At 73.2% G+C, this 15,591-nt stretch carries 11 protein-coding genes; 6 read left to right on the top strand and 5 right to left on the bottom strand.

All coding sequences use genetic code 11. The features are described 5' to 3' along the window. The first annotated feature begins 13 nt into the window (after nt 1-13). The 3 genes from J4709_RS22155 to J4709_RS22145 all read left to right on the top strand — a co-directional run bounded on the left by J4709_RS22155 (nt 14) and on the right by J4709_RS22145 (nt 6,177). Nucleotides 14-1,096: a hypothetical protein gene (locus J4709_RS22155; protein ID WP_208243687.1), complete on the top strand. Its 1,083-nt coding sequence runs from the start codon at nt 14-16 to the stop codon at nt 1,094-1,096. Nucleotides 1,097-1,301: 205 nt separating this feature from the next. After that, a complete protein-coding gene (locus J4709_RS22150; RefSeq protein ID WP_208243686.1) occupies nt 1,302-4,187 on the top strand; it encodes an AAA family ATPase in 2,886 nt (961 codons plus the stop codon). Nucleotides 4,188-4,383: 196 nt separating this feature from the next. Beyond that, the gene (locus J4709_RS22145) at nt 4,384-6,177 is read left to right on the top strand and encodes a M4 family metallopeptidase (RefSeq protein WP_307801426.1); all 1,794 of its coding nucleotides are present in this window, start codon (nt 4,384-4,386) and stop codon (nt 6,175-6,177) included. Between the two features lie 202 nt (nt 6,178-6,379). Here the strand turns inward: J4709_RS22145 and J4709_RS22135 are convergent, their stop codons facing one another. Further along, nucleotides 6,380-7,447, bottom strand: a complete 1,068-nt coding sequence (locus J4709_RS22135; RefSeq protein WP_208243685.1) for a right-handed parallel beta-helix repeat-containing protein — start codon at nt 7,445-7,447, stop codon at nt 6,380-6,382. A 278-nt stretch (nt 7,448-7,725) separates the two neighbouring features. Beyond that, nucleotides 7,726-8,151, bottom strand: a complete 426-nt coding sequence (gene arfB / locus J4709_RS22130) for an alternative ribosome rescue aminoacyl-tRNA hydrolase ArfB (protein ID WP_208243684.1) — start codon at nt 8,149-8,151, stop codon at nt 7,726-7,728. 96 nt (nt 8,152-8,247) lie between these two features. Between arfB and J4709_RS22125 the strand changes: the two genes are divergently transcribed. Further along, a complete protein-coding gene (locus J4709_RS22125; RefSeq protein WP_208243683.1) occupies nt 8,248-9,081 on the top strand; it encodes an oxygenase MpaB family protein in 834 nt (277 codons plus the stop codon). 228 nt (nt 9,082-9,309) lie between these two features. Here the strand turns inward: J4709_RS22125 and J4709_RS22120 are convergent, their stop codons facing one another. After that, the gene (locus J4709_RS22120; RefSeq protein ID WP_232383856.1) at nt 9,310-10,470 is read right to left on the bottom strand and encodes a S1C family serine protease; all 1,161 of its coding nucleotides are present in this window, start codon (nt 10,468-10,470) and stop codon (nt 9,310-9,312) included. 359 nt (nt 10,471-10,829) lie between these two features. On the opposite strand from J4709_RS22120, the gene J4709_RS22115 reads away from it, so the two are divergent. Then, nucleotides 10,830-11,567, top strand: a complete 738-nt coding sequence (locus J4709_RS22115) for a response regulator transcription factor (protein ID WP_208243765.1) — start codon at nt 10,830-10,832, stop codon at nt 11,565-11,567. Continuing rightward, nucleotides 11,567-13,108 carry a sensor histidine kinase gene (locus J4709_RS22110; protein ID WP_208243682.1) on the top strand — a complete coding sequence of 514 codons (1,542 nt, stop codon included), beginning with the start codon at nt 11,567-11,569 and terminating at the stop codon, nt 13,106-13,108. Before J4709_RS22115 ends, J4709_RS22110 begins: the two co-directional genes overlap by 1 nt. 125 nt (nt 13,109-13,233) lie before the next feature. Here the strand turns inward: J4709_RS22110 and J4709_RS22105 are convergent, their stop codons facing one another. Then, the gene (locus J4709_RS22105) at nt 13,234-14,556 is read right to left on the bottom strand and encodes a DMT family transporter (protein WP_208243681.1); all 1,323 of its coding nucleotides are present in this window, start codon (nt 14,554-14,556) and stop codon (nt 13,234-13,236) included. Between the two features lie 390 nt (nt 14,557-14,946). Next, nucleotides 14,947-15,483 (bottom strand): peptide deformylase, encoded by a 537-nt coding sequence (gene def / locus J4709_RS22100; RefSeq protein WP_208243680.1) that lies wholly within the window; start codon nt 15,481-15,483, stop codon nt 14,947-14,949. Nucleotides 15,484-15,591 lie beyond the last annotated feature (108 nt).

Genomic DNA, 15,591 nt, shown 5'->3' with positions numbered 1-15,591 from the left:
CTTGGGAGCTCATATGGGACGGAACGCGGTGCCGGCCGCGGCCCTCGCGATCGCCTGCGGCGCCGGAACGCTGGCCCTGGCCACCGCGCCCGCCCAGGCCGCCGCCGGATGGAAGAACGTCGGCGGCGCGGGGCTGAACTACAACGGCAGCCTCGACCGCGTCGACTTCGGCGCGAAGGACGCCGGCTGGGCCGTCGGCGCCGCCGGCTCGTTCTTCAGCCCCCAGACGAAGATCGCGAAGTGGACCGGCTCCACCTGGGCGGCGCAGGCCGCCCCGGTCGGCTTCACCCCGACCGACGTCGCCGTCGCGAGCGCGGGCAAGGCGTGGATCGTCGGCTACAACCTCGGCGGCACCGTCGGCCTGTACTGGAACGGCGCCAAGTGGGCCAAGGTCGCCTACCCGCTGGTCGGCCTGCCGAGCCAGGTCGCGGCCGCGCCGGACGGCACCGCCTACTCCGTCGCGGGCGTCGACGCGACCGCGGGCGGCCTCAGCGCCGTCCTGCGCTGGACGGGCACCGCGTGGACGGACGCGAAGGTCCCGCTGCCCGCCTCGTCCGCGATCACCGCCGTGGACGTGAAGTCGAAGAGCGACGTCTGGCTCGCCGGGACCACGTCCAACGGCACGTCCGTCACCGGCCTGGTGATGCACTACGACGGCAAGGCGTGGAAGCGGATCGCGGTGCCGGGCTCGCTCGGCGTGCCCGCCTACCAGGGCACCCTCTACAAGATCGTCGAGAACTCGCCGACGAACGTGTACGTGCTGCGCGTCCGGCAGAACGCGCAGGTCACCAACGCGATCCTGCACTACGACGGCACGTCCTGGAAGACGGTCAACACGCCGCTGAACACGGCCGGCATCGGGCTGTCGGCCGACGGCAAGGGCGGCGTGGTCATGCTGCCGGTCACCACCGGCGGCCGGACCCAGTACATGCACTACAACGGCACGTCCTGGACGACCCTCAACGGCGCCGCCGGCCGCACCGGCACCGTCCAGGCGTCCGACGCCGACGCCCGCCCCGGCACGACGGCGATCGTCAGCGCCGGCACCGCGACGCAGCCGAACGGGAAGGTCCCGTTCATCGAGTACTACGGCTGACCCCCGCACCGCGGCGGCCCCCTGAGCCGCGGTCAGGTCCGAACGCCCGTCCCGTCCACCCCCGGGACGGGCGTTCGCGCGTTCCCGCCCGCCAGGCCTTTCCGCTCCGCCTGCGGGTTGTCACTCCTTGGAACGGGGCCGTTGTGGGCGTCGTTGCCCGCCGTTATCGTCGGTGCGGCGTCCGGTTCCTCGGAAAGGAGAGGTGATGGACGTCGCTGCGGCGCCGCCGGTCGTCCCGAACGGAGCACCGGCCCCACCGGCAGGGCGTTCGGTGCTGCTCGCGTCCGTGGAGTCCCGGCTCGCCGCGAACGGCAGCGCCGTGCTCACCGGACCCAGCGGCATCGGCAAGACCGCCCTGCTCGAGGCGCTCGGAGCCGCCGCCACCGCGCGCGGGGAGCTGGTCCTGCGCGTCGCGGGCACCGAGACCGAGCGCTGGGTGCCGTGCGCGGGGCTGGCCGAACTGCTCGACCAGCTGCCCGGCGCACTCACCGCCGGCCTGCCGAAGGACCGGCTCACCGGACGCCCCGACCCGCACCCCGCGAACGCCGCGGACGCCGCCGGACGGCCAGGGACGGACCATCTCGCCTGCGGGCCGGTGTTCCGGGGCCTGCTCGCCCGCTGCGCCGGGGAGCGGCCCGTCCTGCTGCTCGTCGACGACGCCCAATGGCTGGACGCCGAGTCGGTGCACGCCGTCCGGTACACGGTCGGGCGGCTCGCGTCGCGGGGCGTCCGCGCGGTGGTCGCGGGACGCTGGCCGGACGGGCTGACCGGCGGGGACGCGGGCGCCGCCGCCTGGGCCCCCGCGCCGGGCGCGCTGCACATCGCCGTCCCGCCGCTCGGGCCGGACGGGCTGGCGGAGATGTTCGGTGGTTACGGGCTGCCGGTGCGGGTGGTGAACACGCTGCACTCCGACTCCGGCGGCAACCCGTTCCTGGCGCTCGCGCTCGGCGGCGCCTTCACCGACCGCGTCCCGCGCCATTGGCGGCCCGCGCCGCTCCCGCAGCGCGTCCAGGCGGTGATCACGCAGCGGCTCGGGCTGCTGCCGGAGCAGGCCCGCGAGACGCTGCTGATGGCGGCGCTCGCCATCCGGCCGACGACGGACCTGCTGCGCCGGGCCGGCCGCGCCGAGGCGGCCCGGGACGTCGCGCAGGCCGCGGGGCTGGGGCTGCTGATCTGCGAGGGCGGCGGCATCCGGTTCACGCCGCCCGCGGTCGGCACCGTCCTCGCCGAGTCGGCCGACGCCGGGCACGTCGCGCGGGTGCACCGCCGGCTGGCGGCGGTGGTGCCGGACGCGGCGGGCCGGGCCCGGCACCGCGCCCTGGCGGCCCCGGCGGGGAACGCCGAGCTCGCGCGTTCGCTGGTCGCCGCGGCGGAGCGGGCCGCGCGGCAGGGCTCGCACCGGATGGCGGCCGAGCTGTATCGGCTGGCGGCGGACCGGTCGCCGGCCGAGCCCGCGGACGCGCGGCTGGAGTGGCTGGTCGCGGCGGCGGAGGCGGGCGCGAACGGCGGCCTGCCCGACCTGGTGCACGGCGCGGCCGAGGCCGTCCTCGCCGCCGACGCGACCCGTGCGCAGCGGGTGCGGGTGCGGCTCGCGGTGCTCGACCTGTCCGGGCAGGGGCTCGCGGAGATGGGGGAGGTGTTCGCTGCCGCGCTGGTGGACGCGGAGGGCGACCCGGCGCTTCTCGGGCCGCTGCGCCTGCGGATGGCGTTGGCGGCGCTAGTGAACGGCGCGCCGCAGCAGGCGGAGCAGGAGGTGGACGGCGCGCTCGCGCACGCGCGCGAGGCGGGGGACCCAGCGCTGGAGGCGAAGGCACTGGCCGTCCGTGCGAACATCGCGCTGATCGAGGGCCACGACCACACCGCGGACCTGCGGCGTGCCCGGAACCTGCCGGAGCCGCCGCTGGACGGCCAGATGCACACGACGCCCCGCTACCTGGCCGCCTACTGCGCGATCTTCGAGGACCGGCTGGCCGAGGCGCGGACGGAGCTGCTGCGGATGCTGGCGCTGGTCGAGCGCGGGTCCGGCGAGGAGGTCGTGCACGTCCTGCGCAACCTGTCCGAGGTGGCCGTCCGGACGGGCCGGTGCCGCGAGGCGCTGGACTTCGCCGACCGCGCCATGCGCATCACCGAGGAGGCCGCGCTCAGCCCGGGACCGGCCTGGTACCACGGGGCGTTGGCGGAGCTGGCGGGCGGCAGCGTGCGGCGCGCCGCCGTCCTGGCCGAGCAGGGGCTGCGGGCGTCCGAGCAGGAGGACGACGTCATCTTCCAGAGCCGGCTGCTGCACGTGCTCGGCGTGGCCCGCATGCGGGAGGGCGACGTGCGCGGCGGCGTGGACACGCTGTGGCGGATCGGCGCGCTGGGCGACGGCCGGGGGCTGCGTTCGCCGCTGGTCCTGCGCTGGCGCGACGACCTCGCGCAGGGCCTGGCGGCGCTCGGCGAGACGGAACGGGCGGCGGAGGTGGTCCGCGCGACCCGCGCGCTGGCAGGCGACCGGGCGCGGAGCGCCGGCGTGCGCGCCCGCCTCGACCGTGCGGAGGCCGCCGTGCTCGCGGCGCGCGGCGAACCGGACGCGGCCGTCGCGCTGCTGGGACGGGCGGCGGCGCTGTTCGAGCGGCTCGGGCAGCCGCTCGAAGTGGGCCACTGCCTGCTCGAACGCGCCGACGTCGAGCGCCGGCGGCGGCGTCCCGGTCCGGCCCGGCAGGCCGCCGCGGACGCTCTGGGGATCTTCTCCCGGTGCGGTGCGCGGCCTTTGGCGGAGCAGGCGCGGCGCCTTACCCGCCTCGAAACCGGCGCGCAGGACCCGGCCGCGCCGCCCCCGCCTGAATTGCCCGACGCGGCTCTGACGGAGGGGGAGCGGCGGATCGCGCTGCTCGTCGGACGCGGCGCCACCAACCAGCAGGTCGCGAACCGCCTGTTCGTCAGCGTGAAGACCGTCGAGGCGTCGCTCACCCGCGTGTACCGCAAGCTCGGCATCTGCTCCCGGACGCAACTCGCCTCGCTGCTCGGCCCCTCCGGTGGCAGCGGGTTCAAGCCCGCCAGTGGCGGCTCCCTAGCGCGGCGGACGGATTCTGTAAATACCCGAGGCGTGTAGGGATCTCCCTAGCCCCGCCCTCCGCTTCCCCTACACCTCCCGGTTACGGCGAACTTTGCGGTGACTTGCCCGCTGATGGCGTGCGATCGTTCCCACGCACCACACCCCCCCGTCATCCGGGAGCTCCGGACGCCACAGCGGCCGGAGCGCTCCCTCGGCCGGACACCCGAACCGGCCGCCGGACAAGGAGTACCGCGTGAGACCCACCACCCCCGGACGCGTCCACCGGCGCGTCGCCACCGGAAGCGCACTGGTCACCGTCGCCGCCGCCGCGGTGCTCGGCATGCAGGCGGGACCGGCCGCCGCGGCCCCCCGCCCGCACGGCGACCCCGGCCAGCTCCCCGCGAAGACCAGCGCGAAGGAGTACAAGGCGCTCGTCGGCCAGGCGAAGGCGGAGCAGGATCAGACCGCTTCGCAGCTGAAGCTCGGCGCCAAGGTCGGGCTGAAGGTGAAGACCGTCGTCAAGGACCAGGACGGCACCACCCACACCCACTACCTGCGGACCTACGACGGCCTGCCCGTCCTCGGCGGCGACCTGATCGTCCACCGGAACAAGGCCGGCGCGATCGAGCGCGTCAGCCAGGGCGTCACCCACCGGCTGAAGGTGGACACGGCGCCGAAGACCCTGGCGTCCACCAAGCCGGCGACGCCGAAGGCGAAGGGCAGCCAGGCGCCGCGCAAGGTCGTCTGGATGAACGGCGACAAGCCCGTCCTGGCCTGGGAGACCGTGGCCGGCGGGACGCAGAAGGACGGCACGCCGAGCCGCCTGCACGTCATCACCGACGCCACCACCGGCAAGAAGATCACCCAGTGGCAGGGCATCGAGACGGGCACCGGGCAGAGCGAGTACTCCGGCACCGTCCAGCTCAACACCGTCAACTCGGGCGGCTACTACTACCTGCAGGACAACCCGCGCGGCGGCCACACCACCTACAACCTCAACGGCGGGACCTCCGGTCAGGGCAGCGTCATGACCGACACCGACGACAACTGGGGCGACGGCACCCCCTACAACGCGCAGACCGCGGGCGTCGACGCCGCCTACGGCGCCGGTCAGACGTGGGACTTCTACAAGACGGTCTTCGGCCGGTCCGGCATCCGCGGCGACGGCGTCGGCGCCTACTCCCGCGTCCACTACAGCAGCGGCTACGTCAACGCGTTCTGGGACGACGGCTGCTTCTGCATGACCTACGGCGACGGCCAGGGCAACGCGCAGCCGCTGACCGAGCTGGACGTGGCGGGCCACGAGATGACGCACGGCGTCACGTCCAACACGGCCGGGCTGGAGTACCAGGGCGAGTCCGGCGGGCTGAACGAGGCGACGTCCGACATCATGGCCACCGCCATCGAGTTCTGGTCGAACAACCCGAGCGACCCCGGCGACTACCTCATCGGCGAGAAGCTCAACATCTCCGGCAGCGGCCCGCTGCGGTACATGGACCAGCCCAGCAAGGACGGCTCGTCGCTGGACTACTGGTCGCCGAACGCGGGGAACGTGGACGTCCACTACTCCTCGGGCATCGCGAACCACTTCTTCTACCTGCTGTCCGAGGGCAGCGGCTCGAAGGTGATCAACGGGGTGCGGTACGACTCGCCGACCGCCGACGGGCAGCCGGTGACGGGCATCGGCCGGGACAAGGCCGCGGCCGTCTGGTACAAGGCGCTCACCGAGGAGATGCGGCCGAGCACCGACTACGCCGACGCCCGCCGCGCGACGCTCGCGGCCGCGTCCGCCCTGTACGGGGAGTCGAGCGCCGAGTACGCCTCCGTCGCGAACGCGTGGGCGGGCGTCAACGTCGGCGACCGCGTGGGCGACCCGGGCGACCCCGGGGATCCGGGTGACCCGGGCGGGACGTGGGCCGCGGGCACCGCGTACAACGCCGGCGACGTCGTGACCTACGACGGCGTCAGCTACCGCTGCCTCCAGGCGCACACGGCGCAGCCCGGCTGGACGCCGCCGAACGTCCCGGCCCTCTGGGAGCGCGTCTGACCCGCGCCCGGGACTGACCGGCGCCCGGGGCCGTCCCGCTCCGGCTCCGGGCGCCGGCCGGTCCCCGCGATGCCGCGGTGCCTCGGGGAGCACCGCGGGGCCGGCCGCACCGGCCGAGGGCGACCGGTGCGGCCGGCTCGCGGCGGGCCGCCGCCGGCTCCCGCGAAGAGGAGATCCCGCGGACGGCGGGCCGCCGGTCAGCTCAGCACAGGCCGGACGGCTGCGAGGTGCGGCAGATGTTGCGGCGGAACCGGTTGCTCTTGCTGCCGCTGGCGTCGACCAGGTCGAACGGCGCGTTGCCGAGGGCGACGTTGAGCAGGACGAGGTTGTCGCGGGCGGGCCGGTTCAGCGGCGGCGTCCCGCGGAAGAGCACGATGCCGCCCGAATACGGCAGCTTCCCGCGGTTGTCCTTCACGACGTTCTTCTTGATGACGTTGTGGTCGCCGCCGAAGAGCAGCACCCCGGTCCCGCCGAGCGGCGGCACCTCCTCGTGCGCGGCGCATTGCCGGTTGTTCTTCGAGATGTTGTTCTTCCATGCCGTGGTGTTGCCCTGGCCGCCCTTCTGGCTGTCGTCGACGAGGGCGACGCCGACGCAGTTTCCGACGAGGTCGTTGCCCCACACCTTGACGTTGCGGGCGTGCCGGACGAGCAGGCCGACGGCGTTCCCGGTGGAGCGGTTCCCGGCGACGACGGTTCCGTGCGCGTCGGCGATGTCGCCGACGTATAGGCCCGCCTCGTCGCCGTTGTCGCGCGCCCAGTTGCGCATGAACCGGCCGCGCGTCGAATTGAACTCCGAGATTCCGTACTCGCCATTATGGGCGGCCAGGACGCCTTCGACGCCGAGCCGGTCGGTGAAGTGGCCGAAAATGCCGTTCTTCGCGAATTTCCGCACGGTCAGGTCCTTGACCGTCACGCCCTGGACCGGGTGTCCGGCGCGGCCGATGACGCAGATGCCGGTGCCGGCCCACTGGACGGCGGCGCAGTGGTCCTTGCGGCCGGGACGCAGCACGGTCTTGTCCCCGGCGCCGCGGATGGTGAGCCGCTTGCGGACGAGGACGCCCCCGTCGTAGGTGCCGCGCAGGAGCCGGATGGTGTCGCCGGGCCGCGCCCGGTCGACGGCGGCCTGGATCGAGTGCCCCGGGCGCACCACGTGGGTGCGGGACCGGTGGCCGGCGGTGTCCTGCGCGGAGGCCGGGGCGGCGGGTGCGAAGGGGGTGAGGCCGGCCAGCACGGCGACGAGGCCGGCCGAACCCGCGGTAGTCCATCTCATCCTGTTTTTCTCCGTTTCTGGGTGATCTGCAGACCCGGCGGCGGCGCGCCGCGGCCCGGCCACGGCGTCCCGCCGTGGAATCGCGCAGGTCATTCCGTCCGCCCGGAGAAACAAACATCTAGCGACTTTTTGCGTATTCGGCCGAGTTTGCCGTTGCTTTCGGCATGGCGGAGTTTTCGCCGTCGATCGAGGCGGCCCTCGCTCGGGCATTACGGCTAAATGGCTTATTTTGGACAGCCCGTCCATGGGGTGCGGAGAACGCCGCCAGGTGCCGGAGGTCAGTCCCAGCGGCGGGAGCGCTGGCGCTTGACGTCGGAGCGGCGCTTCTTGTTCTCCAGGCGCCGCTCGTTGATACCGCGTGGGATCTTCTTGGGGATGCGCTTCTTCGGCGGCGGCGCCGTGGCCTCGGCCAGCAGCGCGCCGAGCCGGGTCCGCGCGGCGTCGCGGTTGCGCGCCTGCGAGCGGTACTCCTCGGCGCGGATCGTCAGGACGCCGCGGACGAGCCGTCCGGCGAGCCGCTCCAGCGCGCGCGCCTTGAGCGTCTCGGGCAGCGACGGCGACGCGGCGACGTCGAAGGACAGCTCGGCGGCCGTCGCGCTGGTGTTGACGTGCTGCCCGCCGGGTCCCGAGGAGCGGGAGAAGCGCCAGCCGAGCTCGGACTCCGGGATGGAGACCGAGCCGCGGACGTGGATGTCGTCGGGCATGCCCACGATTATCCCCGCCCGCGGACGATCATGTCGTCCGGTTTTCCGCCGCCCCGGAGGTGCGGGAATAGCAAGTACTTACTTACACTGATCACCATGACCGAAGGACTGTTCTCCGACGACGACCTGATCCGCCACATCACCCGGGAGGGCGCGCTCATCGCGGCGGGCGGGGCCGCGTCGCTGCTGCAGACCGCCCACCCCAAGGTCGCGCAGGGCGTGTACGACCACAGCTACACCGCCGAGGACCCGCTGCGGCGCCTGCGCAACACCATGGGCTGGCTCTACGCGGTGCAGTTCGGCACCCGCGAGGAGGCGGAGGCCTTCAGCGCCATCGTCACCCGGGGGCACGCCCAGGTCACCGGCCCGGACTACGAGGCCAACGACCCCGAGCTGCAGGTCTGGGTCGCGGCGACCCTCTTCGCCGTCGCCGCGCAGTTCTACCAGCTGCTGTTCCGCCGGACGTTCACCGACGACGAGCTGGCGGAGTTCTACGGCCAGACCAAGGTCTACGCCACCATCCTCGGCTGCCCCGAGGACCGGCTGCCCGCGACCTACCAGGACTTCCGCGAGTACTACGCCGGCATGCTCGCGAACCTGAAGATCAGCGACGCGTCCCGGGCGATCGCCGCGCAGGTGCTGCACCCGCGGCTGCCCGGCGGCCCGCTGAACGCGCCCGGCCTCGCGGCCATCCGGCTGATCACCGCCGGGATGATGCCGGCGCCGATCCGCGAGCAGTACGGCTGGAAGTGGAACCGGGCGCGCGAGCTGCGGTTCCGGCTGCTGATGGGGACGCTGTCGGTGGTGTACCCGCGGCTGCCGGTGCGCGTCCGGACGCTGCCGCGCGAGTACTACCTCCACACGACGCGCAAGATGCTCGCGAAGGCGACGGCCCGGCGCCGTCCGGCGATCCGCGTCCCGTCCAGCTGAGCACTGCGTCTCCCGTTGGGCGCTGCGTCTCCAGTTGAGCGCTGTGTCCGGCAAGCCGCGCGCACGGCGACGGCCGCGTGACCCACAGGCAGGTCACGCGGCCGCTCTCCCATGCCGGAGCCGTCCCCAGTACCCGGCCCGGCCTGGGAACGGCCCCGCACACCGGGGCCGCCGCCCGTCCGCCCGCTCCCCCCAGAGCATGGCCGGACGGCGCTCCCCGGTGAGCCTCTAGACGGACGCGCTCGCGATGATCTTGTCGGCGGCCTTCTTCGCCTGGTCGATCGGGATCGCGAAGCCGACGCCGATGTTGCCCGAGCTGCTGCCGGACGTGGCGATCGCGGTGTTGACGCCGATCACCTGGCCGGCGCCGTTCACCAGCGCGCCGCCGGAGTTGCCCGGGTTGATCGCCGCGTCGGTCTGGATCGCGTTCTCGATGACCGCCTGCTGCTCCTGGGACAGCCGTCCCTGCAGGCCGGGCGGCAGGTCCTGCTGGCCGCCGCCGGAGTCGCCCTCCTGGACCTGGCGTCCGAGCGCGCTGACGATCCCGGACGTCACCGAGCCGCTCAGCCCGAGCGGGTTGCCGACCGCGAGCACCGAGTCGCCGACGGCCAGCCTGCTGCTGTCGCCGAGCGTCGCGGGCTTCAGCCCGGACACCCCCTGCGCCTTGATCACCGCGATGTCGTTCGCGGTGTCGGCGCCGAGCAGCGTGGCCGGCGCGGTCTTACCGTTGCTGAACTTCACCGACAGCTGGCCGCCACCGGAGACCACGTGCGCGTTCGTCATGATCACGCCGTCGGAGCGCAGGATCACCCCGGACCCCTCGCTCTCGCTCATCTGCGACCGGCTGGAGATCGACACCACGCTCGGCTGCACGGCGGCGGCGACCTGCGCGGTCGTGCTCGCCTTGCTGGACGCCCCGGACACGGCCACCGGGCTGGCGTAGACGGTGCCGTGGTCGGCGAACGCCATCGCGACCGCCGCCCCCGCGCCGCCCGCGCCGACCGCCAGCGCGGCCCCCGCGACCAGCGCCGCGACCTTCCGCCGCGCCGTCCACATCGGGCCCCGGCGGAACGGCTCGGCCGCCTCCGCCTGCGGGACGCCCCAGTGCGGCGGCCCGCCGGCCGCGCCCCCGGCACCGGCCGCGCTCGCATGCGGGGGCGCCGCGTGCCATGTTCCGTGCTCCTGCCACTGTCCGTGCGGAGCGAATCCCGGCTGGCCGGGCCCCATCGGGTGCCCAGGCGCCGCGTACGGTCCCGGCGCAGGGTGCTGCTCCGTTGCCGCGTGCTGTTCCGGTGCCGGGTGCTGCTCGGATTCGGCCTGCCGCTCGGATCCCGCGACGTGCCGATCCCCGGTGTGCTGGTGTCGCTCCTCGGGCCTGCCGGCGTCCATGTGAACTCCCTCGTCTCGCCGTCGCCTACGAATCTGCGCCCGGGGACTGGAACCCACCTGGATCCGACCTGAAAGTGTGCTGGATAAGGCGGGCATCAAAAAACCGCGACCGGGAGGGCGTGCGGCGTGTCGCCCTCTCGGCCGCGGTGGCGGGGAGGTTGGCCAGGGCGCGGGATCCGGCCCCTGTCCGGACCGGGGCGCGCCCTGTGCTGAACACTCAACCGCACCTACCTGAACGTTCCCTGAATCCCCCCCCCGATCTTCCCGAGAGCGGATGAAGGGAATGCTCGGCTCACCTTCAGGGGACATTCAGGTTCGCATGGAAACCTCGAAGGCGACCCTGGAGGGAGAGCGTGTCAGTGGTTGAACGGACGGCGAACGCCACCGCGGGCGCAGGCGCACGGGCACCCGAGGCGACGCTGCTTGTCGTCGAGGACGAGCCCAACATCCTCGAACTGCTCGCCGGCAGCCTGCGCTTCACCGGCTTCGAGGTGCTCACCGCGACCAACGGCGCCGACGCCGTCCAGTCCGCGCGCCGGCACCGGCCCGACCTGATCGTCCTCGACGTGATGCTGCCCGACATCGACGGGTTCGACGTCGCGCGGCGGCTGCGGTCCGGCGGCGACCACACCCCGGTGCTGTTCCTCACCGCGCGCGACGCGGTGCAGGACCGCATCAAGGGCCTGACGATCGGCGGCGACGACTACGTCACCAAGCCGTTCAGCCTGGAGGAGGTCATCGCGCGCATCCGCGCCGTGCTGCGCCGCTTCCGCGGCGGCGTCGCCGAGCCCCCGCCCCGGATGGTGTTCGCCGACGTCGAGCTGGACGAGGACAGCCACGAGGTCTGGCGCGGCGGCAAGTCCGTCCAGCTCTCGCCGACCGAGTTCAAGCTCCTGCGCTACTTCATGGCGAACGCCGGACGCGTCCTGTCCAAGGCCCAGATCCTCGACCACGTGTGGAACTACGACTTCCGCGGCGACGCGGGCATCGTCGAGTCCTACGTGTCCGCTCTGCGGCGCAAGGTCGACAACGTCGAACCGCGCCTCATCCACACGCTGCGCGGCGTCGGCTACGTCCTGCGAGAGCCCCCGGCCTGATGGACCCCCGCGTCCACGGCCCCGCCGCCCCGGAAGCCCCGGCGCAGGGGCCGCGGCCTCCGCGATGGACCTCGTGGATCCGCGGGGCATGGGCGCGGTCGCCGCTGCAGACCAAGCTCATCGCGGGCATGCTCGTCCTGGTCACCCTGGGGATGACGGTGATGGGCGCGGCCGGCGCGTCCGTGCTGCGCCAGTACCTCGTCGGGCGTGCCGACGACCAGCTGCGCTCCTCGGTCGGCCACGTGCTGATCCAGGTGACCCCCGAGATCCAGGGCGACTACAAGGTGGACGTCCGGGTGCCCAGCGAGATGTACGCGCAGGTCCGCGACTCGAACGGGCGGCTGCTCGGGCAGAGCCTCGCGCCGAGCGAGCGCGGCTACCCGAAGTTCCCCGCCGACTTCACCAGCCGGGTCGACGAGCCGTTCACCGTGCCCGGGACGGGCGGGTCGAGCGCCAAATGGCGGGTGATCGCCGAGCCGATCCGCGGCACCGGCGCCACCGTGCTGCTCGCCGTCAGCCTCGCGGAGATCCAGCGGACCGTGAACCGGCTGATCGCCATCGACGTGATCGTCGGGCTGCTGGTGCTCGCCGTGCTGGTCGTCCTCGGGGTGTGGGTGGTGCGCGCCAGCCTGCGCCCGCTCGCCGAGATCGAGGAGACCGCGGGCGCGATCGCGGCCGGCGACCTGTCCCGGCGCGTCCCGGAGGCCGACCCGCGCACCGAGATGGGACGGCTCGGACGGTCCCTGAACGCGATGCTCGCGCAGATCGAGGCCGCGTTCGGCGCGCGCGCGGAGTCGGAGGCGGCGGCGCGGCGCTCGGAGGAGACGGCCCGCCGGTCCGAAGAGCGGATGCGCCGCTTCGTCGCCGATGCGAGCCACGAGCTGCGCACCCCGCTGACCGCCATCCGCGGTTTCGCCGAGTTCTACCGGCAGGGCGCCGCCCGCACTCCCGAGGAGATCGGCCGGATGATCGGCCGCATCGAGGAGACCGCCGGCCGGATGGGGCTGCTCGTCGAGGACCTGCTGCTGCTCGCCCGCCTGGACCGCCAGCGGCCGATCGAGCGGCGGCCGGTCGACCTGCTCGCCGTCGCCGCGGACTCCGTCCAGGAGGCGCGGGTCGTCGCGCCGGACCGTCCGATCGAGCTGTCGGTCGAGGGCGGCCTCGCCTACCAGGTGCGCGGGGACGAGCCGCGGCTCCGGCAGGTCCTCGGCAACCTGCTCACGAACGCGGTGGCGCACACGCCGCCGGGCACGGCGGTCGAGGTTCGGCTGTCTCCCGGCACCCTGCGCGGGGCGCCGGCCGCGGCGCTGGAGGTCGCGGACGAGGGCCCCGGTCTCGCACCCGACCAGGCCGAACGCGTCTTCGAGCGGTTCTACCGCGCCGATCCGTCCCGCTCCCGCGAGGACGGCCGCACCGGCACGGGCCTCGGCCTCGCCATCGTCGCCGCCCTCGTGGCCGCGCACGACGGGTCCGTCGAGGTCGACTCCACCCCGGGCGAGGGCGCGACGTTCCGCGTGCTGCTCCCGCTGGACACCGACTGAGCCCCGGTCGGACACGGGAGTCGCCGGACGATCGTCCGGACACGAAGGTCTCCGGGCGCCGCCCGGACCATGATGGTCCGCCTTTGGGGTTGCGGCCCCGGGGGTGAACCCGGGGCCGCGATCATTCAGGGCTTCCGCCTCCTTTTGGCCGTCCTGGCCTGCGCCTTCCGCTTCCGGACCTGCGCCGACCAGCTCGGCGGCCTCCTGCGTGCGCGCCGAGATGCGGACCTCGTGCGCGCGACGCTCTTGTCGGGCGTCGGATGGTGAGCTTTCGGCTCCTCATCCGGCGCCTTGTTGCCGTACCTGGCCAGCTCCTTGGCCCGCTCCTCGGGGGAGCCGGTCAGCGCCGCGTTGAGCAGCGAGCCGACCAGGATCGTCCCGATGCCGATCAGGCTCAGCAGGCCGAGGGCCTGGTTGAGCACGGTCAGCCCGACGAGGCCGGACAGTGCGGGCCCGTTGGCCGCCAGGGCGCCCGCCAGCCTCTTCGGGAGGCGGAGGGGTCCCTGCGCGAGCCAGTACAGGACCGCCCCGGCGATGACCAGGAGGCCCCCGATGATCGCGTGCCGCCCGACCTCCCATCCCCAGGGGACGGTGATGAGGGACGGCGCTCCGAGGACCAGACCCACCGCCATGGGCAGGCCCGTTCCCTTGAGTGCGATCTTCGCGTCGGCCATGTCCTTCGAACTGGACACCATCAGGGTCGAGCACACGGCGCCGCCCAGGGCGGCGAGCACCCCGGCGCCGTCGATGTGCTGACCCCACGGGATCATCATCGCCGCTCCCGCCGCCGGAAACAGCGTCAGGAACAGCTTGAGGGCCCTGTCGCGGTCCTTTCGCAACCGCGTGCTCTCCTTCTTGGTCCGCCACACGAGCACCAGCCCCAAGGTGATCGGGCCGAAGGTCGTGATGGCATTGCCGGTCGAGAAGGGGAGCCTCGCGGCGTAGAACTGCGCCAGGATGTTGGCGCCGACGAAACCCACCAGGAACGGCAGGACCGTCAGCACCCACCGGTGCTTCTTCTCCCATTCGACGAGTCGGGACAGGAGCCTGTGCGCCGGCGGGAACCACCGGACGGCGCGCGGCAGGCGGGAAAGCCACCTGTCGCGCTTTTCGGCGGTTTCGGTGGGCGGGGCGGCGTCGCGCAGCCTCGCCTCGCCGAGCCGCTTCCTTCCCACCGCCAGCAGCCCCCAGTAGATGGGAGCGCTGACCAGGTAGGTCAGGGTGGTGGCCTGGATCGCGGTCACCTGGTGGTCGGCCGTGAGCGGCTGCATCACGGCGGTGGCGCTCCGCTGGGAGACGGCGCCCGCCACGTGCGCCACGGCCGCCACGAGCAGCCACAGCGATCCGGCGATGGTCGCGACGAGCCAGTTCCTGGACCCTCTCGTCCGGGCCGGTTCACCGGGGGCGGGTCCGCCGCCTCCGGTCTTGCGGTTTTCTTTGTTGTTCACGTCAACCCCTTGGGTCTACGTGGGACGACACAAGGGGCAGGTGAACATCCGGCCCCCGTGTTGCGTCCCATGGTGAATCGGACGCAACTCCGTGAGCCGGATGCTGGCTCTATTTGTTGGAGTTGTGCTGCGAACCTAGCATCCGCGCGGACGCGGGAACCAGCCGGCGAATTCTTGTTCGCATACTGTTCAGAATCGACCGCTGCGGGTGCGGGAAATGGATGTCAGAAGGCATGTCGAAAGGCCCGGATCGCTATTCACGTCCGGGGGTCGGGCTGTCGCTTCTTCTCGTCCGGCCGGGCCGGTCGCCGCGTGCGAGCCGGGCCGGGGCCTCTCCTGTGCGGGTGTGCCGGGCCTTCGCCGGAAACCGTCCGCTCGCGCTCGCCGCCGTCAAGCGGTGTGACGGAGATCCCGGATCGCCCGCATGGCCTCGCGGCGGACATCGCCCGAGAGGGTGTCGATGTAGACCTGGCCATCGAGATGCCCGCACTCGTGCTGGAGGCAGCGGGCGAAGTACCCGGTGCCCTCCACCCGGACGGGCCTGCCCTTCGCGTCCACGCCCTCCACGACCGCGTGCGCGTGCCGCGGCGTGTCGAAGCGCATGCCGGGCAGCGACAGGCATCCCTCGGCCTCGACCAGCAGCTCACCGTCGGCGGCCACGAGAACCGGATTGACGACGTGGCCGACGTGCCGGCGCCCGCGGTCGTCCTCGCAGTCGTACACGAACAGCCGCAGACCGGAGCCGACCTGGTTCGCGGCCACTCCCGCGCCGTCCGCCTCGTACATCGTGACGAACATGTCGTCGACCAGCTTCTCCAGAGCCGTGTCGAACGTCCGCACGGGATCGCACTCGGTGCGCAGCACCGGGTCGCCGAGGAGCCTGATCGGGCGGGCGGTTCCGTTGCGCGTGGTGGTCCTCTTGCTCACCCGGACGATCCTATGCGGCGATCTCCGCGCCCCTCGAACGGCCGCGGACGCGAAAGGGGCGCCCGGCGCGGGCCGGGCGCCCCTTTCGCGGAGCGGGTGACGTTTCCG

The organism is Actinomadura violacea (assembly GCF_017573465.1).
Lineage (GTDB): Bacteria > Actinomycetota > Actinomycetes > Streptosporangiales > Streptosporangiaceae > Spirillospora > Spirillospora violacea.
This window is presented reverse-complemented; position numbering and strand designations above follow the sequence as displayed.

Excerpts from the sequence above, each read along its gene's own strand:
- J4709_RS22120 (WP_232383856.1), bottom strand. The coding sequence starts at position 10,470 with ATGGACGCCGGCAGGCCCGAGGAGCGACACCAGCACACCGGGGATCGG.
- J4709_RS22110 (WP_208243682.1), top strand. The coding sequence starts at position 11,567 with ATGGACCCCCGCGTCCACGGCCCCGCCGCCCCGGAAGCCCCGGCGCAG.
- J4709_RS22150 (WP_208243686.1), top strand. The coding sequence starts at position 1,302 with ATGGACGTCGCTGCGGCGCCGCCGGTCGTCCCGAACGGAGCACCGGCC.
- arfB (WP_208243684.1), bottom strand. The coding sequence starts at position 8,151 with ATGCCCGACGACATCCACGTCCGCGGCTCGGTCTCCATCCCGGAGTCC.
- J4709_RS22135 (WP_208243685.1), bottom strand. The coding sequence starts at position 7,447 with ATGAGATGGACTACCGCGGGTTCGGCCGGCCTCGTCGCCGTGCTGGCC.
- J4709_RS22155 (WP_208243687.1), top strand. The coding sequence starts at position 14 with ATGGGACGGAACGCGGTGCCGGCCGCGGCCCTCGCGATCGCCTGCGGC.
- J4709_RS22125 (WP_208243683.1), top strand. The coding sequence starts at position 8,248 with ATGACCGAAGGACTGTTCTCCGACGACGACCTGATCCGCCACATCACC.